Source organism: Streptomyces sp. CB02959 (genome assembly GCF_002803155.1).
Classification (GTDB): Bacteria; Actinomycetota; Actinomycetes; order Streptomycetales; family Streptomycetaceae; genus Streptomyces.
The window spans coordinates 31958-52740 of sequence record NZ_NNBP01000035.1 but is presented as its reverse complement, the minus strand read 5'-3'; the positions used below and the strand labels follow the sequence as shown (position 1 = coordinate 52740).

16 protein-coding genes are annotated in these 20783 nt (G+C 73.4%); 9 read left to right on the top strand and 7 right to left on the bottom strand.

Annotated elements, in window-relative coordinates; translation table 11 throughout:
* Positions 1–136: 136 nt before the first annotated feature.
* Positions 137–1156 (bottom strand): isocitrate lyase/phosphoenolpyruvate mutase family protein, encoded by a 1020-nt coding sequence (locus CG747_RS39365; RefSeq protein WP_100606688.1) that lies wholly within the window; start codon positions 1154–1156, stop codon positions 137–139.
* A gap of 63 nt (positions 1157–1219) precedes the next feature.
* On the opposite strand from CG747_RS39365, the gene CG747_RS39360 reads away from it, so the two are divergent.
* Positions 1220–2050, top strand: coding sequence for a helix-turn-helix transcriptional regulator (locus CG747_RS39360; RefSeq protein WP_257981028.1), 831 nt, complete (start codon positions 1220–1222; stop codon positions 2048–2050).
* A gap of 54 nt (positions 2051–2104) precedes the next feature.
* Here CG747_RS39360 and CG747_RS39355 read toward each other — a convergent pair whose 3' ends face one another.
* Positions 2105–3610 carry a hypothetical protein gene (locus CG747_RS39355; protein ID WP_100606687.1) on the bottom strand — a complete coding sequence of 502 codons (1506 nt, stop codon included), beginning with the start codon at positions 3608–3610 and terminating at the stop codon, positions 2105–2107.
* A gap of 286 nt (positions 3611–3896) precedes the next feature.
* Entirely contained in the window at positions 3897–6614 is a 2718-nt protein-coding gene (locus tag CG747_RS39350; protein WP_100606686.1) for a D-alanyl-D-alanine carboxypeptidase family protein, read from the bottom strand.
* A gap of 262 nt (positions 6615–6876) precedes the next feature.
* Here CG747_RS39350 and CG747_RS39345 point away from each other — a divergent pair, with 262 nt between their 5' ends.
* The 3 genes from CG747_RS39345 (at position 6877) to CG747_RS39335 (ending at position 9261) form a co-directional block, all read left to right on the top strand.
* Positions 6877–7644: a GPP34 family phosphoprotein gene (locus CG747_RS39345; RefSeq protein ID WP_100606685.1), complete on the top strand. Its 768-nt coding sequence runs from the start codon at positions 6877–6879 to the stop codon at positions 7642–7644.
* Between the two features lie 331 nt (positions 7645–7975).
* Entirely contained in the window at positions 7976–8842 is an 867-nt protein-coding gene (locus CG747_RS39340; protein WP_100606684.1) for a helix-turn-helix transcriptional regulator, read from the top strand.
* 209 nt (positions 8843–9051) lie between these two features.
* Positions 9052–9261, top strand: a complete 210-nt coding sequence (locus tag CG747_RS39335) for a DUF397 domain-containing protein (RefSeq protein WP_100606683.1) — start codon at positions 9052–9054, stop codon at positions 9259–9261.
* Positions 9262–9409: 148 nt separating this feature from the next.
* On the opposite strand, the gene CG747_RS39330 is transcribed toward CG747_RS39335, so the two are convergent.
* Positions 9410–10306, bottom strand: a complete 897-nt coding sequence (locus CG747_RS39330; RefSeq protein ID WP_100606682.1) for a hypothetical protein — start codon at positions 10304–10306, stop codon at positions 9410–9412.
* A 170-nt stretch (positions 10307–10476) separates the two neighbouring features.
* Between CG747_RS39330 and CG747_RS39325 the strand changes: the two genes are divergently transcribed.
* The 3 genes from CG747_RS39325 to CG747_RS39315 all read left to right on the top strand — a co-directional run bounded on the left by CG747_RS39325 (position 10477) and on the right by CG747_RS39315 (position 14513).
* Positions 10477–11700, top strand: a complete 1224-nt coding sequence (locus CG747_RS39325; protein ID WP_100606681.1) for a PLP-dependent aminotransferase family protein — start codon at positions 10477–10479, stop codon at positions 11698–11700.
* A gap of 200 nt (positions 11701–11900) precedes the next feature.
* A complete protein-coding gene (locus CG747_RS39320) occupies positions 11901–12686 on the top strand; it encodes an SDR family oxidoreductase (RefSeq protein ID WP_100606680.1) in 786 nt (261 codons plus the stop codon).
* 303 nt (positions 12687–12989) lie between these two features.
* Positions 12990–14513, top strand: a complete 1524-nt coding sequence (locus tag CG747_RS39315; protein ID WP_100606679.1) for a sodium:solute symporter family protein — start codon at positions 12990–12992, stop codon at positions 14511–14513.
* Between the two features lie 41 nt (positions 14514–14554).
* Here CG747_RS39315 and CG747_RS39310 read toward each other — a convergent pair whose 3' ends face one another.
* Positions 14555–15676 (bottom strand): ADP-ribosylglycohydrolase family protein, encoded by a 1122-nt coding sequence (locus CG747_RS39310; RefSeq protein ID WP_100606678.1) that lies wholly within the window; start codon positions 15674–15676, stop codon positions 14555–14557.
* A gap of 266 nt (positions 15677–15942) precedes the next feature.
* On the opposite strand from CG747_RS39310, the gene CG747_RS39305 reads away from it, so the two are divergent.
* Both CG747_RS39305 and CG747_RS39300 read left to right on the top strand, forming a co-directional pair.
* Positions 15943–16947 (top strand): D-2-hydroxyacid dehydrogenase family protein, encoded by a 1005-nt coding sequence (locus CG747_RS39305; protein WP_100606677.1) that lies wholly within the window; start codon positions 15943–15945, stop codon positions 16945–16947.
* Between the two features lie 103 nt (positions 16948–17050).
* Positions 17051–17305, top strand: coding sequence for a hypothetical protein (locus CG747_RS39300; protein WP_100606676.1), 255 nt, complete (start codon positions 17051–17053; stop codon positions 17303–17305).
* A gap of 62 nt (positions 17306–17367) precedes the next feature.
* On the opposite strand, the gene CG747_RS39295 is transcribed toward CG747_RS39300, so the two are convergent.
* Together CG747_RS39295 and CG747_RS39290 are read right to left on the bottom strand one after the other, a co-directional pair.
* Complete coding sequence (locus tag CG747_RS39295) at positions 17368–20031, bottom strand: bifunctional FO biosynthesis protein CofGH (RefSeq protein ID WP_100606675.1); 2664 nt, start codon at positions 20029–20031, stop codon at positions 17368–17370.
* Between the two features lie 178 nt (positions 20032–20209).
* Positions 20210–20611, bottom strand: coding sequence for a VOC family protein (locus CG747_RS39290; RefSeq protein ID WP_100606674.1), 402 nt, complete (start codon positions 20609–20611; stop codon positions 20210–20212).
* Positions 20612–20783: the final 172 nt, after the last annotated feature.

Sequence of the window (20783 nt, the reverse complement as noted above, 5' to 3'; positions counted from 1 at the left end):
CCGGTCCCGGCAACGGCATGCGCCGCCGGACCCGTCCCGCTGACGGCACACGTCGCCGGACCGGTCCCGGCAACGGCACACGTCGGCGCACCGGCCCCGGCGAGCAGCCGTCACGACGCGACCGCGGCCTGGAAAGCTAACCGGCCCCGCCATCCCCACCGGTCCCACCAGCCCCTCCCCCGGTGAGGCGCTGCACCTCCCCGTAAGCCGGCGCCGCCCCGAAGTCGTACGTCGGCGCGCCCCCCGATCCGCCCCCCAAGCCGTCCCCCGGACCGTCCCCCGGACCGTTCGCGGACGCCGGGGCCGCCACCCCGGCCCCGGCGGGCCGGGCGCCGCTCGCCCGGAACGCGTCCGCCGCCGCGCAGGCCGCCCCCAGGGCCGTACGGAACAGCAGTGAGCCGGTGCTGACGCGGCGGACGCCGAGGTCGGCCAGGTGGCGGACGGTGTGCCGGCCGGGGGCGAACAGGACGTTCAGGGGCGCGGCGATGCCGTCGACGAGCACCGTGAGCTCCGCGTCGGCGCTGACGCCCGGTACGAAGATGCCGTCCGCGCCGGCGGCCACGTAGGTCTCGGCTCGGGCGAGGGTCTCCGACAGCGGCGGCGGGGTGTCCACCAGCCAGTGGGTGTCGATCCGGGCGTTGACGAAGAGACCCGGCGCGCGCTCCTTCACCGCGCGGATCAACTCGGCCTGCCGGGCGGGGTCTTGGAGCCCTCCGCCGCCGGGGAGCCCGTCCTCCAGATTGATCCCCGCCGCGCCGCAGTCCGCCAACTCGGCTACCAGAGCGGCGACTTGTCCGGGGCCGCCGCCGTATCCGCCCTCGATGTCGACGGTGTACGGGCAGCGCAGCCGGCCCGCGAGGCGGCGCGCCAGGGCCAGCGTGGCGTCCCGGGCCTCGGAGCCGCCCTGGCCGTCCGGATGGCCGTGCGCGGCCGCGACGCCCAGGCTGGTCGTGCCGATCGCCGGGTGCCCGGCGTCGGCGAGGGCGAGGGCCGAGGCGCTGTCCCAGGCGTTGGGGAGCAGCAGCGGGTGGCCCGGAGCGTGGTGGAGCGCGTGGAAGGCGGCGAGGTGCGCGGCGGGTCCCGGCGCGCCGGCCGCGTGCCGGTCGCCGCTTCCGCCGTCGCCGGTGCCCGCGCCGCTGCGCGTGTCGGTGGTCATGCGGGCACCGTAAGGCGGTGACGTGTCGGTGGTCGCCGAAGTGTCGCTGCGGACAATGGGCGTATGACGTCGCCGAAGCGGACACCGGAACGGCCCGGAGCCGGCCCACCGGCACGGGCGCGAGCGGACGCCCGGGAACGGGCCGGGGCCGGGGCAGCCGCCCCCTCGCACCCCCTGCCGGCCCCCGACTACAGCCAGGAGCTGGCCCGGCTGGCCGCGCTGCTGGCGGACCGCACCCGGGCCGCGTGCTGCCTGGCGCTGCTCGACGGGCGGGCCTGGACGGCCGGCGAACTCGCCGCGTACGCACGGGTGGCGCCCTCCACCGCCAGCGAGCACCTGTCCCGGCTGATCGACGGCGGGCTGCTCGTCGAACGGCGGCAGGGCCGGCACCGCTACGTCCAGCTCGCCGGACCGCGCGTCGCCGAACTGCTGGAGTCGATGACCGCGCATCTCGACCCGCCGGCCGTGGCGCCGCGCGGGCTGCGGGCGGTCAACGCCTCGGCGGCGCTGGCCCGCGGCCGCACCTGCTACGACCACCTGGCCGGCCGGCTCGGCGTCGCCCTCACCGATGCCATGACCACGCGCGGCCTGCTGGACCAGGACGGTGGTTTCACGCTCACCGACAGCGGCCGGGAGTGGTTCGCGGACGCCCTCGGGGTCCCGTCCGACGCGCTGCACGGTGGCCGCCGCCCGCCGGCCCGGGGCTGCCTGGACTGGACCGAACGCCGTCAGCACCTCGCCGGCACGGCCGGTGCCCGGCTCTGCGACCGGCTGCTGGAGCGGCACTGGATCCGGCGGATCGGGACCGGGCGGGCGGTCCGCCTCACCCCGGAGGGCACGACCGCGCTACGGGAGCTGCTGGGGTTCGACGAGCAGGCGGCCGGGCTGGTGTGACGGCGGCGGCCACCCGGCCCACCACAGCTCCCCACCGGCCCGGCCGCCCCGCGCTCAGCAGCGGCCGCCGCCGCCCGGACCGCCCACCCGCACGTAGAGCGTGACCCGCGCCCCGCGCACCTCCGTGCTGCGGCAGACCGCGAACGCGGAGCGCAGCGTGGCCCGCTTGGCGATCTCCTGGTCGCTGCTGTCGGCCGGCTGCCCGGCCGGGTCCCCGGCGACCACGATGCGGCGACTGGCCAGCATCCGGTCGCGGATCTCGTCGCCGGAGCGCTCCGTCCCGTAGAGGGTGTGCGACGCCACCGGGCTCTCGTCCAGGGCGAGGTCGTGCAGTCCGCGGAAGTCGTGCGGCCGGGTCGCCCGCCAGATCCGGCGGCGGGACGGCGTGAAGAGCAGCCCGTCGCCCGGCTCGGACAGCTGCCGGACGGCCTGGGCGACCGCGGTGACGTCGTCGACCCGGCTGTCCGGGCTGCGCAGGTGGACGTCGACCGGGAGCAGCGCGACCAGGACCAGCCCCACCGCCGCCAGCCGCCGCAGCCGCCGGCCGCGGGTCTGGCCCGCGGCGCCGGCCGGCCGCAGCAGCCGGGCCACCGCGGCGCCCGCGACCAGCGCGAATCCGACGACGTAGTAGAGGACGTAGCGGTCCACGTAGGCGGGCTCGACGTTCGACAGGAGCAGCAGCAGGACCGTGGGGAGCAGGAGCAGCGGCAGGCCGAGGGCCCGCAGGCCGATCGGGCCGCGGGACCGCACCGGGACACGGGCGCAGAGCACGCCGACGACGGCCAGCACCGCGAACGTCAGGAGCTGGAGCGGATCCGGCCACATCAGCCAACTGATCTGGGCCGACTGGCGGGTGCTGAACACGGCGATCGGGGCGAGCACGGCGAGCACGGTGCCGGCGGCCGCCAGCCAGGCCCGCCGGAACCGGCGGGGCAGCCGGGCCAGGACGACGGCGGCGCCGTGTGCGGGCAGCGCCAGCGACGCGAACTCGTGCAGCAGACAGGCGAGCAGCAGCAGCGCCGTGTAACCCCACCACAGCGCGCGGCGCGGCCGGGACCGGGAGGTGCCGCCGCGCGGCGGCGCCGTTGAGGGGCGGTGGTCGGGTGCCGGGCCGGCGGCCAGCACCAGCAGGTACGACGCCCAGACGACCAGGGCGCAGACCATCGCGTACGAGCGGCCCTCCTGCGCGTACTGCTGGACGACCGGGATCAGCGCGAAGGTCAGCCCCGCGCACAGCCCGGCGCGCGGGCCGGCCAGGCGCTGCCCCAGCAGGGCCACGCCGGCCGCAGCGGCCGTCATGGCCACGACCGACGGCAGCCGCAGGCCGATCACCGCGCCGAGGGTGTCCCCGAGGGCGGCGTCGTAGACGGCGAACCAGCAGTGCATCAGCGCGTAGTACAGGCCGTGCACGACATCGGCGTGCAGCAGCGTCGCCCCCAGGTCGGGCAGGCTGCGGTGCGCCATGTCGTAGGTGACCGCCTCGTCCCGCCAGATGGCGTCCTGGCGACGGATCCCCCACGCCCCCAGGAAGAACATCAGCCCCGCGGGCACCAGCACCACCGCGCTCCGTATCGCCCAGGCGCGGCGGACGGCGGCGAAGGGGTCGGCGTGCGGGTACGCCGGGTACGCAACGGCCGCCCCGGCCCCGGCGGATGACGAGAGCGCCCGGGTTGCCTGGTGCGGCTGCGACGGCTGGTGCGGCTGCGGCGCTTGCGACGCGTCGATGGCGGGCTCCGGTCACATCGGGGGCGGCGCGGCCGGCCGGCCGTGCCGGCCGCGGGGCGGACGGAAAACGGCCGGACGGCCGGGGGATGAGGGACATCCACCCGGCCGTCCGGCCGTCATCTCAGCCCAGTCGGATCAGTCTTGCACCGAACGAAGGCTTGGCGAGGGCCTTCTGGAGCGCCACCGGCACCCGCTGGGCCTCGGCCCCGCTGCCGACGATCAGCTCGCCGACCACCGTCCCGGCCGCCGCCTCGTGCGGTGCGACCTTGCCGCCGTCGCCGACCTGCAGCGCCAGCTTCTGGCCGGGGACGCCGATCGCCTTCAGGTCCTTGGTGGCCACGACCGGGGTCTGGCCGCCCAGGCCGTCATCCACGTAGCCCACGACCTGGCCCTTCTTCACAGCGGTGGCCGAGGTCAGGGCGTTGCGCACCGCCTCGATCACCTTCTTGCTGTTGTTCTGGACCATCGTCAGGCTGTTGGAGCCGTTGGGGTCCAGACCCTGGAAGTGCTGGTCCATCATCGTGCCCAGGATCAGCACGTCCTTGCCGTCCACCGTCTTGTACGCCGCCCACGACAGCGTGCCGCCGGCCGCCGAACTGGAGCCGGTCTTGATGCCCTTGACGCTCAGCCCGGCCACGATCAGACGGTCGTTGTTGTTGTTGATCCGCGTCGGCAGACCCGGAATGTCGGCGTTGGGCAGTGCGACTATCGGCCGGAAGGCGTCGAACTTCATGACCGCCTCGGCCAGCTTGAGCTGGTCGACCGCGGTGCTGACGGTCCTGGCGTCCAGGCCGCTGGGGTCGGTGTAGGTCGTGTTCTTCATGCCGAGTTCCTTGGCGGCGTCGTTCATCTTCTTGACGAACGCGGCCTCGGAGTCGGAGTTGGTGTCCCAACGGGCCAGCAGCCGGGCGATGTTGTTGCCGGACGGGATCATCAGCATCTTGAGCATGTCCTGCTCGCTGAACTTCTGACCGGTCTTGAGCCCCTCGATGCGCGACTCGCTCTCGGAACCGCCCTCCGCCACCGTCTTGGCGTCGACCTCGATCTGCGGCCCCTTGTCGTCCTTGCTCTTCAGCGGACGGTCCTTGAGGATCACGTAGGCCGTCATGATCTTGGCGACGCTCGCGGTCGGGACGGGCTTCTCCTCGCCGAACGTCCCCAGTGCCCCGGAACCGACGACCTTCACCGCCGCCTGCCCCTTCTCGGGCCACGGGATGGAGAGGTTGCCGCCCTCGAAGGTGTACGACGACTTGGCGTCGCCGAGGGTCAGCGTCGGGTCGGGCAGCGGCCGCACCGCCTGGACCACCGCGAAGATGATCGCCAGCAGCACCGCCAGCGGCGTCCAGATCTTGAACCGCCGGACGACGACGCGGACCGTGGTCTCGGGCGGCGGCGGGGTGTTGGTGAGCTTGGCCAGCAGATCGAGCGGCGGCAGCGGTTCCTGCCGGGTCCGCTCGGAGTCGGCCTCGGCCGCGGACGTGCCGGGCGCGGCCGAGGCACCGGCGGCGGCCGGGGCCTTACCGGTCTCGGACTTCCCGTCCGCCTTGGACGCCGCGGCGGGCGGCATCGCGCCGGGGGCCTTGCCCGCAGCCTTCTCAGGAGACTTCGCAGCGGACTTCTCCGGCGCGCCGTCCGAGCCCTTGCCCTTCGCGGCGCCCGGCTCCGTGCCCTTCCCGCCGGAGGCCGCCCCCTTCGCCTTCTCCTGCCCCTCGTCCTGGCCCTTTTCCTTCGGACCCTTTTCCTTCTGGCCGTCTTCCTTCTGGCCCTTTTCCTTTTCCGGTTCCTCGCCGTCCGGGGTGCCGCCGGGCTTGCGGACCGGGGTCTTGGGCGCGGTCTTACCGATCGACCGCTCCGCCGAACCGTCGTCCGACGACTTCAGCGCCACGAACTGACTGGTCCGCTCGGCGTCCCGCTCATCCGCGTCGGCAACGCCCTCGGCCTTCGCCTTGGCATCCTTGGCATCCTTGGCACCATCAGCACCATCGGCCTTGGCATCCGCAGCCTTGGCGCCCGCGTCCTCACCGGCGCCCTTACCCGCGTCCTTACCGAGCTTGAAGACGGCGGTCTGCTGGTCGACGGGACCTTCCGCCGCCCCCTTGCCGGACGCCTTGGGCTTCCCGGTCTTCGCTACGGCAAACACTCGCGTCGCGTCATCGGCCGGTGCCTCGTCGGCGCTCTCGCCGGTCCCCTTGCCCGCGCTGAGCTTCTTCGGCTCGACCGTCTTGAAGACCGCGGTCGCCTGATCGACGCCCTCGCTCTCGTCCGCGTCCCCCGAGTCGCCCGCTCCCGCGGAGTCCGCCCCGGAGTCCGCCCCCGAGCCCTTGGCCGAGCCCTTCGCGGACCCGCCCTCGGCAGCCTTCTCGGCGGGCGCGGCCTTCTCCTCGGCGGGCGCAGCCTTCGCGTCCGCGGGCGCATCGGCCTCCAGACGGCCCGCTGCCGCCTTGGCCTTCTCCGCCCCCTCGGGACCCCCAGAACCGCCCTGTGCGGCCTCCTGAGGCGCCTCAGCCGCCTTCACGGGCTCGTCGGCGGACTCCTCGGCGGCCTTCGCCTCGTCCGCCTCGGCCTTCTCCTCCGACGCCTTCCCCTCGGAAGTCTCCCGCTCGGAAATCTTCCCCTCGGAAGTCTTCTGGTCGGAAGTCTCCGTGTCAGCCGCCTTCTTCACCCCGCCCCCGGAGTCCTTCTCCGACTCCTCCGGCTTCCCCTTCGCCGCGCCGTCCCGATTCCCCCGCTCCTCGCGGAGGATCGCCAGCCGCGGGTCCCGTTCGGTGCGCGCCGTCTCCCCCGACGACTGCTCCTTGCCCGACTTCTTGTCCGACTTGTCGGGGGACTCGCCCGCCACCGATGTCTCCTTCACTACGTCGCAGTGCCCTGCCTGGTGCCAGCTGGTACCGAGCGGAACCAGTGTTCCCAAGTCTCCTGTGTCCGAGCCGCCGCTTCCCACCGCCACGCGAACCAGTGGATGCGGCGCTCCTCGGAAGATGTCGCCGACGTGCTAGACGAGAACGACATACCTACCGGTTCCCTACCGAACCCCCCACGCACCCTCGACAGATGAATGTGAGAGGGGTCACCCTGTCATTCATCCACGCGGGGAGGCTTGGATGGGCAGGAGCCGCAGAACAATTCCGGAGGAGCTTCTGCTGCTGGCTTTGGACCCGACCACGGGCACCACAGCACAGCCGCAGTCGCTCGACCTCGGCCTGGCCGGGGCCCAGCTCGTCGAGCTGGCTCTGGCAGGACGGATAGCCCCAGACGGGGATCGTATCGCCGTGGTGATGGCACGGCCGACAGGAGATCCGACTCTGGACTCAGCGCTCGAACTGCTGCGCCGTCGCGGCAGTCCGGTGCGCGCGGTCCACTGGATCGGCGGGCCCCGGCTGGGGCTGCGCCAGACCTACCTCACGCATCTCGAACGGTGCGGCATGGTGCATGCCGTGGCGGGCCAGATGTGCGGGGTGCTGCCGACGACGCGCTACCAAGCGACGGAGACGGCCATCAGCCGGGAAATCAGGACCCGGCTCGACAACGCGATCCGCACTGGCGTCCCACCGGACCCGCGGACCGCGGCGCTCGCCGCACTGGCCCACGCGGTCGGCCTCGGCAAGCACCTGTACCCGGGGAACGAGGGGCGGTCATCGCGCTCCCGACTCCGGGACCTGATCCGGCACGACCCGATGGGCGGGCTGGTCGCACACGCCGTCATGGACGTCCAGAACGGCGCCGCGGCGCAGCCGCGGCGGGGTTCGGGACCGGGCGGCGGTCCGGTGCCCCGGAAGGCGGCGGCCCGCACGACGGCCGACGCGACCGGCGTACCCGGCCAGTCCCGACGACACGGGCACGGCAGCATGGCCCGGGTCGGCGCCCACTGAGGGCACCGGCACCGTAGGGGTGCGCCAGCCCGCGCTTCGCCGGGCCCGGCGCGCACCACCGGATGCCGCCGCGCACCACCGCACCACCAGGGCAGCACCCGCACCGGGGTTGCCCCGTCAGCGCCACCGCACCGCCCCTTCCCGGACCGTTCGGGAGCCGCAGCGAGAAGCGCGGGGTGGCGGGCCGAGCCGTTCGGACGACGGCACGGTTCGCCACCCCGCGCACATGTGCGCTCGCCTACTGTGTTCATTTGACTGCGCGGCGTCCACATGAAGTGGCAGTCTGCTCAACAAGAAATGACAGCAGTACGGAGCCGGAGGTGCACGTACCGTGGCGTCCAACGTCAACCCCACCGTCAGGCGACGCCGATTGGGCCAGGAGCTCCGCCGGCTCCGGGAGGACAAGGGCCTGACGGCGGAGCAGGTGGCCGAGCGGCTGCTGGTCTCCCAGTCGAAGATCAGCCGACTGGAGAACGGCCGTCGGAGCATCAGCCAGCGCGATGTCCGCGACCTGTGCGGGGTCTACGAGGTCGAGGACCGCCGGATAGTGGATTCGCTGATGCAGATGGCCAAGGATTCGCGCCAGCAAGGCTGGTGGCACGCCTTCGGCGACATCCCGTACAGCGTCTACATCGGCCTGGAGACCGAGGCGGCGTCGCTGCGGACGTACGAATCCCTGCTGGTGCCCGGTCTGCTACAGACGCCCGGTTATGCCGAGGCGGTGATCCCCGGCACGGTCCCGGAGCTGGCGCCGGAGGATCTGGAGAAACGCATCCAGGTGCGGATGCGCCGCCAGGAGCGGGTCCGGGAACAGGAGCGCCCGCTGCGGCTGTGGGTCGTGCTGGACGAGAGCGCGCTGCGCCGGGTGGTCGGCAGCCACCTGATCATGCGCGAGCAGCTGGAGCACCTCGTCGAGGTGAGCACGCTGCCGCATGTGACGGTTCAGGTGCTGCCCTATGACGCCGGTGCGCACGCCGGGATGTCGGGGACGTTCTCGATCCTGGAATTCGACGACGCCGCGGATTCCAGCGTGGTCTACATCGAGGGTGTCACCAGTGATCTCTATCTGGAGAAGACCAACGATGTGCACAAATACACGATCATGTACGAGCATCTGCGGGCGCAGGCGCTGAGCGCGGACGTCAGTCGCGAGTTCATCGCGGAGGCCGCGAAGCGGCATGCGGACGCCACGAGTTGAAGGCGTTGGGGCGGGGGCAGCGGCCCGGAAGGCGCGGAATGTTGAATTCCGGTGAACGGGCCCGCACGGTACACCTGAGCCACCGCGTCTGAAAAGAGATCACGAAATATGCCATTCGGACGGGTGAACGGCCCTCTGCGGCCGGTGATGTTGGCGCGTAGCGTCGTCCTCACCGAATTCGCGGTAACTCACAGTAAGGTGGAGTGACAATGGCCGTTCAGCCCAATTCCGCGTTCTCCTGGACCAAGTCCTCGTACTCCGGTGGCAATGGTGCCTGTGTGGAGATCGCCGTTCCGACCACCGCGGCCATCGCGGTGCGCGACTCCAAGGTCCCCGACGGTGTGCGGCTCACCTTCGACAACTCCTCCTGGAGCAGCTTCGTGTCGGACGTCGCGGCGGGCACCTTCGACCTCTCCTGAACCGAGTCGTCACCGACCGCAGTCCGTGTGACGTCAGCGCGGATACGAGCCCTCTCGACTGGATCGCCGTCCCGGCCGAGGGGGCTCGGGCGTGTCCGCGTACGGGCCGGCGGGGCGGACCGCCACGGACGGTCATCGGCCGGGCCGCTCAGCGGAGTTCGGCCACATAGCGGTCGGTGCCCGGGACGGTGGGGATGAACGGGGCCACCAGCTCGACGCGGCCCAGGCCGGAGGCGGCGACCTCGGTCGCCAGGCCGGTGAAGTGCTCCGCCCAGGCGTGCCGCGGGTCCTCCTGGAGGAACCACAGCAGGGTCAGCCGGGTGTCCACCCCCTCGACCTGCTTGACGTAGGCCATCCGGTCGCCGGGCAGCGGTGTCGGCCGGAAGACGGTGACCAGGGCCGACGGCGAGCCGGCCAGGCGCCGCGGCAGATGGTGGGAGCACAGCCACTCCAGCAGGGCGGCGCGCGACTGCGGGCCGTCCGCGTCGATCACCTCCAGGACCAGCCCGGCGTAGGGGTGGTCGAGTGCGTGGAAGTCGCGGGGGCCGGCCGCTCCGTCGCGGTAGACGGTCGCCGCGTGGTCCTGGAAGGCCGTGAAGACGTGGGTGCGGTCGTGGTGGACCCGGCCGTCGCGGTTGAGGCGCTGGTTGATGGCGACGGTCCACCGCATATGGGCGTCGTAGCGGCCCTCGGTGAGCCAGTAGGTGGAGAGGTAGCAGCCGGCGGTGACCGGGCGGGCGACGGCGGAGCGCTCCGGGTAGCGCAGGAGTTGCAGATCGCGGGTGGCGACCCAGCGGCGGCCGGCGAAGATCCAGGGCATGGCCATCGCGCCGGCGATGTAGTGGTCGTCCTCGTACCAGCGGTTGTAGGCGTGCTCGTGGCCGGGATGCGGTTCGACCATGGTGATCAGGGCGTGGCCGGGGCGGACGCCGTAGGGGCCGGTGGCGGGGAGGGCGGCGTAGGCGGCGAGTTCGCCGGCGGCCCGCCCCTGTGCGGTGTCCTCGTCGGCGGTGTGCCGGTCGGCGTGGTGGTCGTCGGTCGTCATGGCGGACAGGTGTAGCTGACGTAGCGTCAGAAGGGGAGGGGTGCGGGCGGGGATCCCGGGTGGCGGTTCAGTATGCGGGCAACCCTGTCCGGTCGGCCGAAACATGTCTAAGCTGCCCGGCATCTGCAGCTAACGGTGGTTAACGCAGATCACGAGCGATTGGAGCTGCCATGCCGGACCAGGCCCTGACCCCTGCCGCCGCCCCCGTCCCCGAGCTCGCCGCGCGGGCGGCCCGGACCGGCAGCTCGCCCGTACGCGACATCCTGGCGCTGACCGCCCGGCCCGAGGTGATCTCGTTCGCCGGTGGGCTGCCGGCGCCCGAACTCTTCGACGTCGAGGGGATATCCGCCGCCTTCCGGGAGGTGCTGGCGCGGGCTCCGCAGCAGGTCCTGCAGTACTCGACCAGTGAGGGCGATCCGGAGCTGCGGGCGGCCGTCGCGGCGCGCACCACGGCCCGCGGGCTGCCCACCGACGCCGACGACCTGCTGGTCACCACCGGCTCCCAGCAGGGGCTGACGCTGCTGGCCGCCGCCCTGTTGGAGCCGGGCGACGTGGTGCTGGTCGAGGATCCCTGCTATCTGGCGGCGCTGCAGATCTTCTCGCTCGCGGGCGCCCGGGTGGTGGCGGTGCCGACCGACGACGGGGGGCTGGACCCGGCGGCGCTGGACGAGATCGCCGCCCGCGAGAACCCCAAACTCCTCTACGTCATCCCGACGTTCCAGAACCCCACCGGGCGGACGCTGGACGCGGAGCGGCGGGCCGCGGTCGCCGAGGTCGCCGCCCGGCGCGGACTGTGGATCGCCGAGGACGACCCGTACGGGGAGCTGCGCTTCGAGGGGGAGCCGCAGCGCTGGGTGGCGTCCTTCCCGGGGGCGGAGGACCGTACGGTGCTGCTCGGCTCGTTCTCCAAGGTGATGGCGCCCGGGCTGCGGCTGGGCACGCTGCGGGCGCCGGCCGCGCTGCGGCGGGCCTGCGTCATCGCCAAACAGGCCGCCGACCTGCACACCTCCACCATCGACCAGGCCGCCGCGGCGCGGTACCTGGCGGACTCGGACCTGGACGCGCACCTGGCGCGGGTCAGGGGCGCCTACCGGGAGCGGCGGGACGCCCTGGTGGACGGGCTGAGCGAAGCGCTCCCCGAGGGCTCGCGGTGGAACCGCCCGGCGGGCGGGATGTTCGTGTGGGCGACGCTGCCCGCGGGGTACGACGCGACCGCGCTGCTGCCGGAGGTGGTGCGGCACGACGTGGCGTACGTCCCGGGTGCGCCGTTCTTCGCCGGGCGGCCGGATCCGGCGGCGATGCGGCTGTCGTTCGTGACCCACCCGGCGGAGGAGATCGGGGCGGGGCTGCGGCGGCTGCGCGCGGGACTGGCGGCGGCGCGGCCGACCGCGTGACGGAACCGGGCGGCGGGACCGGGCGGCGGGGGTCCACGGGCCCGTCGCGGGGCGCGGAATCAGCCGTTCCGCGGGGGTGGCCGTGCCCGGCGCCCCGCCGGCCTTCCCTTCGCCGCGCGGCCCGCCTACCCTGACCGTCCGCCACACTACTGACTCACCGTCAGTTCTCTGCTGTGGGCCGGACGGCAGGAGGGTTCCGCATGCTGCTGCGCGACAAGACCGTCATCGTCTCCGGCGTCGGCGCCGGGCTCGGCCACCAGGTCGCGGCGGCGTGCCTGCGGGACGGCGCCCGGGTCGTGCTGGGCGCGCGCACCGAGCGGAACCTCGCGGCGACGGCGGCCCGGATCGACGCGTCGGGCGAGCGGACGGCCTGGCGGGCGACCGACATCGGCGACGAGGCGCAGTGCACGGCGCTGGCCGGACTGGCCGTGGCGCGGTTCGGCGGGATCGACGCGGTGGTCCATGTCGCGGCGCTGGACAGCCACTTCGGCGGCCTGCGGGACGCCGACTTCGACACCTGGCGGCAGGTGGTGGACGTCAACCTCTTCGGCACGCTGCGGATGACCCGCGCCTGCCTGCCGGCGATGGCGGCGGGCGGCGGCGGCTCGGTGGTGATCATCGGCACCCAGTCGTCGGTGGCCGCGCCCTCGCAGGTGCAGCAGGCGGCGTACGCGGCGTCCAAGGGCGGGCTGGTGTCGGCGATGTACTCGCTGGCGCGGGAGGTGGGGCCGGACCGGATCCGGGTCAACACCGTGCAGCCGGGCTGGATGTGGGGACCGCCGGTGGCCGAGTACGTGCGGCACACCGCGCGGGCCGAAGGGGCGCCGGAGTCCGAGGTGCTGGGGCGGCTCACCGGGCGGATGGCGCTGCCCGAGCTGGCCACGGACGCGGACGTGGCGGAGGCCGCGGTCTTCCTCGCCTCGGACCGGGCGCGGGCCATCACCGGGCAGTCGCTGCTGGTGAACGCGGGCGAGCTGATGCGGTAGCGGCCGGCCGCCGTCGCGCGGCCGTACGGGCCCCCGCCCGTACGGCCGCTTTTTCGTGCCCGCCCGAGGGTGTTCCCCCGCGCCCGGACGGGGGCGGGGGGCTCGGCGTTCCGCTCGCTCTCGTTCGCTTCGGTGACCTGTGTTCATATCCATGACCGTCAAGACCCTTGACCGGCAGTCGCGCAGAACGGTTCAATCCCCGGAGTTCCCCGCTCCTGAGCGGGTACTCGGCACCGCAGGACCGCGTCACGGCGAAATGCTTCCACATCTGGAACGTTCACAAGGCGGACCCCTGGAGGGGGCATGAACAGTCTCGACTGGGCCGTACTCATCGGCTACTTCGGCGTGATGGTCGCGATCGGGGTGTGGTCGCACCGGCGCGTGACGGACGTCGCCGACTTCTTCACCGCCGGGGGGCGGATGCCGTGGTGGCTGTCCGGCATCTCGCACCACATGTCCGGCTACAGCGCGGTGATGTTCACCGGATACGCGGGCATCGCCTACCAGTACGGCGTCACCTCCTACGTCACCTGGTCCTTCCCGATCGCGGTCGGCATCGCCATCGGCGCCCGGCTGTTCGCCGGGCGGCTGAACCGGCTGCGGTCCCGACTCGGGGTCGCCTCGCCGCTGGAGTACCTCAAGAGCCGCTACGACCTGCGCACGCAGCAGGCCCTCGCCTGGTCGGGCGTTCTGTTGAAGATCGTGGACGTGGGCGCCAAGTGGGCGGCGATCGCCACCCTGTTGTCGGTCTTCACCGGGATCTCCCTCGACCACGGCATCCTCGTCACCGGGGTGGTCACCGGCATCTACTGCACGGTCGGCGGGCTGTGGGCGGACGCCCTGACGGAGTTGGGGCAGTTCGTCATCCAACTGCTGGCCGGGGTCGCGATGCTGGTGGCCGTGCTGGGCGAACTGGGCGGCGCCAGCGGGTTGTGGACTCTCTGGGACCGGCTGCCGGACGGGCACTCCCGGCCGACCGCCGGCCCGTACACCCTGGCCTTCCTGCTCGCGTACCTCTTCATCAAGACCTTCGAGTACAGCGGCGGGATGTGGAACCAGGCCCAGCGCTACATGGCCACCCGCAACGCCCGGGAGGCGCGGCGCTCGGCGCTGCTGTCCGCGGCCCTGTGGCTGATCTGGCCCGCCGTCCTCTTCTTCCCGATGTGGGCGGCGCCGCTCCTGGTGACGCCCGGCAGACCGGACGCGTCGGACGCGTACGCGCTGCTCACCGAACGGCTGCTGCCGCACGGCCTGCTGGGGCTGGTCGTGGTCGGCTTCTTCTCGCACACCATGGCCATGTGCTCCTCGGACGCCAACGCCATCGCCGCGGTCTTCACCCGGGACATCGCACCGGCGGTGTCGGCGCGGGCCCGGGCGTGGTCGCGCCGGGCCGGGCTGGTGGCGGCGCGGCTGTCGACGGTCTGCTTCCTGGCGCTGTCGATGGCGGTCGCGACGCAGGTCGACTCGCCGGCGTTCAAGGACATCATCACCGTCGTCATCAAGTGGGTGGCCGGACTGGTCGGGCCGGTGTCCATCCCGTTCCTGCTGGGGCTGGTGCCGGCCTTCCGCCGGTCCGGGCCGACCGCGGCGCTGGTGTCCTGGGCGGCCGGGCTGGGCGCGTTCTGGCTGACGAACTACGGCCTGGCCGGGGTGCAGTTGCAGGTGCAGATCGTGGCGCCGGTGGCGACGTCGCTGGTGCTGTTCGCCCTCCTCGGCCTGGTGCGGCCGGAGCCGAGCGACGCCCGCGACGCCCTGCTGGCCAGGATCGACGGCGACGGCGAGGAGGACGGGACGACCCGGCCGGCGGCGGTGCCGAGCGGGTCGTGACGGCGGGTCGCGGGTGGTGGGCGCCCGCGCGCCCGGGGGAGTCAGGCGCGCGGGTAGCGGGCCAGCCAGCCCGCGGCGGAGCCCGCGGGGCCGTGCAGTGCGGGGCCCTGGGTCATCTCCATGGCGAAGTCGTCGGCGAGTTCGAGGATGGTGGAACGGCCCTCCAGTTCGACCACCCAGTCCGGGGGGAGGGCGGTCTCGCCGTGCAGGGCGCCCAGGAGGTTGCCGCAGAGGGCGCCGGTGGAGTCGCTGTCGCCGCCGTGGTTGACCGCGAGCAGCAGACCGTGCCGGATGTCCTCGGCGACCAGGGCGCAGTACACGCCGATCGACAGGGCCTCCTCGGCGGTCCGGCCGCCGCCCAGCGACTCGACCCGGGCGGGCGTCGGCATGCCCTGCCGTACCGCGCCCAGCGCGCGCTTGAGGGCGTCGGTGGTCTCCTCGTGGCCGGGGCGGGTGGCGAGGTGGGCCAGCGCCTTCTGGACGGCGCCGTCGAGGACCTCGCCGCGCGCCAGCGAGTGGCTGATCACGGCGAACGCGCCGGCCGCGAGGTAGCCGGTGGGGTGGCCGTGGGTCTGCGCCGCGCACTCGACGGCGAGTTGGAAGACCAGCTGCGGCTCCCAGCCGACGAGCAGGCCGAACGGCGCGGACCGCATCACCGCGCCGCAGCCCTTGGAGTCCGGGTTCTTCGGCTTGTCGAGGGTGCCCATCACCTCGTCGCCGAGGCCGCTGAGGCAGTCCCGGTCGGGGGTGCGGCGGGCGTAGAGCCACTCCTCGCGGGCCAGCCAGCCGTCGTCCTCCTTGCGCTCGTCGGGGCCCCAGTCGCGCTGGGTGGCGGCCCAGCGGAGGTAGGCGCGGTGGACGTCGGTGGGCGGGTGCCAGGCGCCGGTGTCGCGGCGGACCTGGGCGCGGATCAGGCCGTCCACGGTGAAGAGCGTCATCTGGGTGTCGTCGGTGACCGCACCGCGCCGCCCGAAGGCGGGGACCAGGTCGGTCACGCCGTCCTGGCCGTGCGCCTCCCGGATCGCGTCCAGCGAGTCGGACTCGACGGCGGCGCCGAGCGCGTCGCCGATGGCGCCGCCCAGCAGGCAGCCGCGCACCCGGCTGCGGAAGTCCTGCTGTTCGGCGCGGCCCCAGATGGCGGTGCCGCCTGCCGCCGCGTTCATGCCGGAACCCCGCTCGGCTCGGGCCCGCCGCCGCCCGGCGCGCACCGGTCGAGGGCTCTCGGCCCGCCTTCGGCCGGGGTGACCCCCGTGCTGTGCTCGGTCACTGCGCCCTCCCGACGCTCGGACGGTCCGGGGCCTTGCGGACGCCCCTGGCGCAGCACTGTAGCGACCGGGAATGATCGAAACCGGGCCGGGTTTGTATCAGGTTCGTATCGTGAGGTGACGGGTGGGACGGCCCCCTTCCCGTCCCCGCTCCGGGAGGCCCCATGACTTCGCCCGCCGCCGCGCCCGTGCCGGGCACCGCCGGCGCCGCCGCCGCGCGCTGCGCCGTGCTCGACGACTACCAGGGCGTGGCCCTCTCCCTGGCCGACTGGTCCCCGCTGGCCGGCGCCGTGGACGTCCGTGCGCTGCGCACGCCGCTGCGCTCCGAGGACGAGGTGGTCGAGGCGGTCGGCGACTGCGAGATCGTGGTCGCGATGCGCGAGCGGACGCCGTTCCCGGCCTCGCTGCTGGCCCGGCTGCCGCGGCTGCGGCTGCTGGTCACGTCCGGTATGCGGAACGCGTCGATCGACCTGGCGGCGGCCGCCCGGCACGGCGTCACGGTCTGCGGCACCGCCAGCAACGGCGAGCCGCCCGTCGAGCTGACCTGGGCCCTCATCCTGGGCCTGGCCCGCAACGTCGTCACCGAGAGCACCGCGATGCGGGCCGGCGGCCCCTGGCAGAGCACCGTCGGCGCCGATCTGCACGGCCGGACGCTGGGGCTGCTCGGCCTGGGCCGGATCGGCAGCAAGGTGGCCCGGGTCGGCCTGGCCTTCGGGATGGACGTGGTGGCCTGGAGCCCGCACCTGACCGCGGAACGCGCCGCGGAGGTGGGCGTGCGCGCCGCCGCCGGCAAGGAAGAGCTGCTGGAGAGCAGCGACTTCGTCTCCGTCCACCTGGTCCTCGGCGACCGCACCCGCGGCCTGCTCGGCGCCCCGGAACTCCGCCGGATGCGGCCCACCGCCTATCTGGTGAACACCGCGCGGGCCGCCATCGTCGACCAGTCCGCGCTGCTCCGGGCCCTGCGCGAGAAGTGGATCGCCGGCGCCGGCCTGGACGTCTACGAGCAGGAGCCGCTGCCCGCGGACGCCGCCCTGCGCACCCTCCCGAACGTGCTCGCCCTCCCCCACCTCGGCTACGTCACCCGGCGCAACTACGAGGGGTACTTCCGCGAGGCCGTGGAGGACATCGCGGCCTATCTGGCGGGGGAACCGGTCCGGAAGCTGGGCTGAGGGCCCGTCGGCCCCCGGTGTTTCGGCGGCGGCCGGACGGCGGATTTCCGCACCGCCCGGCCGTTCGGTGATGGCCGTGCCGCCCGCTGGGCATGCTTTCCCCATGTCCGAGTACGAGTGGGACCGCACCACCATGGCCGTCGTCGCCTCGGCTCTGTCCGGTGACAGCGACGGTGCGGTGGAACTCCTCCGGCCGCTCCCCCAGCGCGATGTGTGCCATGTCGCGGTGCGGCTGGCCGCCATGGCCGCCGACGCGCTGATCGTCGCCGCCCAGGACGCCGGCGGCGACCGCGAGGAGGCGCTGTCGCAGTGGCAGCAGTGCATCCTCCAGCACGAGGCGGAGCACGGCGGGGAGTGACCCGCCGGCCCGGCCGGGGGGGGCGTCCCCGATCGGCCGGGCCGGCGCCGCGGTGCGGGCCGCTACTCCACCACCGGCAGCAGCTCCGGCAGGTGGCCGTCCGACGCCAGCGCGGCGGCCTGGCGCTCGGCGGGGACGTCGGCGTAGGTGGTGGTCCGGGGGCGAGCCGGGCGGCCGGCGAGGTCGGCGATGCCGATCAGGTCCTGGATGGAGCGGTAGGAGCCGTAACTCGAACCGGCCATCCGGGAGATGGTCTCCTCCATCAGGGTGCCGCCCAGGTCGTTGGCGCCGGAGCGGAGCATTTCCGCCGCGCCCTCGGCACCCAGTTTCACCCAGCTGGTCTGGATGTTGGTGATGTGCGGGTGGAGCAGGACCCGGGCCATCGCCGTCACCGCGCGGTTGTCGCGGGTGGTGGGGCCGGGACGGGCGATGCCGGCGAGGTAGACGGGGGCGTTGGTGTGGATGAAGGGCAGCGTGACGAACTCGGTGAAGCCGCCGACGCCTTTGGACAACGCGGCCTGCTGGATCTCGGCCAGCAGCCGGAGGTGGCCGAGCCAGTGGCGCGGCTGGTCCACATGGCCGTACATCATTGTCGACGAGGAGCGGATGCCCAGCTCGTGGGCGGTCTTGACGACCTCGACCCAGGTGGCGGTGGGGAGTTTTCCCTTGGTGAGGATCCAGCGGACCTCGTCGTCGAGGATCTCCGCGGCGGTGCCGGGGATGGTGTCCAGACCGGCGGCCTTGGCCTCGGTCAGCCACTCCCGGATGGACAGGCCGGTGCGGGTCGCGCCGTTGACCACCTCCATCGGGGAGAAGGCGTGCACGTGCATGCCCGGGACCCGCTCCTTCACGGCGCGGGCGATGTCGAAGTACGCCGTGCCGGGCAGGTCGGGGTGGATACCGCCCTGCATGCAGACCTCCACCGCGCCCACGTCCCACGCCTGTTGGGCGCGGTCGGCGACCTGGGAGAGGGAGAGGGTGTAGGCGTCGGCGTCCGTGCGGCGCTGGGCGAAGGCGCAGAACCGGCAGCCGGTGTAGCAGACGTTGGTGAAGTTGATGTTCCTGGTGACGATGTAGGTGACGGCGTCGCCCACCGTGGCGCGGCGCAGGTCGTCGGCGATCCGGCAGAGCGCGTCCAGCGCCGGGCCGTCGGCGTGCAGCAGGGCGAGCGCCTCGGCGTCGGTGAGCTTCGTCGGGTCGTCGGCGGCCTGGGAGAGCGCCTGGCGGACGTCGGCGTCCAGCCGGGAGGGCACCATGCCGGGCGCGGCGGCCTCGCGCAGCGCCGCCCAGTCGCCGTACACCTCGTCGAAGTCGTCGCGGCGGTCCGCCGTCCGGCCCTCGGTGTCGATGGTGCGGTGCAGGTCCGTGCGGCCGGTGGAGACGAACCCCTCCTCGGGCTCCTGCCAGGGGCGGCCGGTCACCGCGGCGTCCTCCCGGGCCAGGCCGGTGGCCGGGTCGGCGAGGGCGGTGACGTGCGGCAGCAGCCGGGGGTCCAGCCAGGGCTCGCCGCGCCGGACGAACTCCGGGTAGACCGCGAGGCGTTCGCGCAGCCGGAAGCCCTCGGTCGCGGAGTGCTCGGCGAGCGTGTCGATCTGGGGCCAGGGGCGCTCGGGGTTGACGTGGTCCGGGGTGAGTGGGGAGACGCCGCCCCAGTCGTCGATACCGGCCCGGATCAGCCGGGCGTACTCCCCGTCCACCAGGTTGGGCGGCGCCTGGAGGCAGGCGGTGGGGCCCATGATGTGCCGGGCGACGGCCACGGTGGCGACCAGCTCGTCCAACTCGGCGTCGGGCATCCCGCGCATCGCGGTGTCCGGCTTGGCGCGGAAGTTCTGCAGGATCAGTTCCTGGATGCCGTGGTAGGCGCGGGAGATGCGGCGCAGCGCGAACAGCGACTCGGCGCGCTCCGCGTGGGTCTCCCCGATGCCGATCAGCAGACCGCTGGTGAACGGGACGGAGCTGCGCCCGGCGTCCTCCAGGACGCGCAGCCGCACCGCGGGCTCCTTGTCCGGCGAGCCGTGGTGCGGGCCGCCGGGCTCGCTCCACAGGCGCTCGGCGGTGGTCTCCAGCATCATGCCCATCGACGGGGCGACCGGCTTGAGGCGCTGGAAGTCCGTCCACGACATCACACCGGGGTTGAGGTGGGGCAGCAGCCCGGTCTCCTCAAGGATGCGGATGGCGATGGCGCGGACGTAGGCGATGGTGTCGTCGTACCCCTCGGCCGCCAGCCACTCGCGCGCCTCGGGCCAGCGCTCCTCGGGCTTGTCCCCGAGGGTGATCAGGGCTTCCTTGCAGCCGAGTTCGGCGCCGCGGCGGGCGATCGCCAGCACCTCGTCGGGGGACATGAACATCCCGTGGCCGGCCCGGCGGAGCTTGCCGGGGACGGTGGCGAAGGTGCAGTAGTGGCACTTGTCGCGGCACAGGCGCGTCAGGGGGATGAAGACGCTCTTGGAGTACGTGATGACGCCGGGGCGGCCGGCGGCCTCCAGGCCCGCGTCGCGCACCCGGGCCGCCGAGGCGCACAGGTCCTCCAGGTCCTCGCCGCGCGCCTGGAGGAGCACCGCGGCCTCGGTGACGTCCAACGCCACGCCGTCCCGGGCCCGCTTGAGCGCCCGGCGCATCGCGTTGGCCGTCGGCCGGGGGGCCGCCCCGCTCCGGTCGGCCCCGTCCGATACCTGGTCAGATCCCCGGTGGGAGCCCTGGTCGGATCCCTGCGCGCTGGAAGTCATGCCCCGAGCATACGAGCGGCCGCCGACATCTCCGCGGCCGGATCCGGGGCGAGTGGTGTGCCGCTGATCACGTTAAACGGAGGTTGTCTCCGCACGATGGGGGCACTGCCCGGAAGGCGGCCGCGGCATGCCACGGGCCGGTCCGGCAGGGCCGGACCGGCTCGGTGCGCCGCGGCGGTCAGAGCGAGCCGAGCAGTTCCTCGGAGTAGGTCCGGGTCAGGAACTCCATGGCGTGGCCGTCGGGGTCGTCGACGTACACGCCGCGGCCGCCGTCGCGGCGGTTGATCTGCTGCGGATTGGAGTGCCGCGGGTCGGCCCAGTAGGGCAGACCGCGCTCCTGTATGCGCCCCAGGATCCCGTCGAACTCCTCCTCCGTCACCAGGAACGCGTAGTGCGTGGCGACGAACTCCCGGCCGCCGGCGACGTGCTCGGCGTAGTCGAGGGTCACCCCGTTGTCCATCTTCAGCGCGGCGAACGGGCCGAACGCCTTCGGTTCGGGGGCGTCCAGCAGGTCGGCGAGGAAGCGGGCCGAGGCGAAACGGTCCTTGCTGTGCACGATCGTGTGGTCGAGGCGGGGCATGGCGTCTCCTTGGTCTCCGAGAGCTCGTGGAACTCCTCCGGGAGGGTGGTCCCTGATGCCTTCACCTTCGACGCTACGCCCGGCGGCACCACGGCGGATCGGTCTGAGGTACCGCACAGCGGGAGCGCGCCGTACACCGATGGTCCTAGGGCGCGGGCGGGGCGCCGGACCA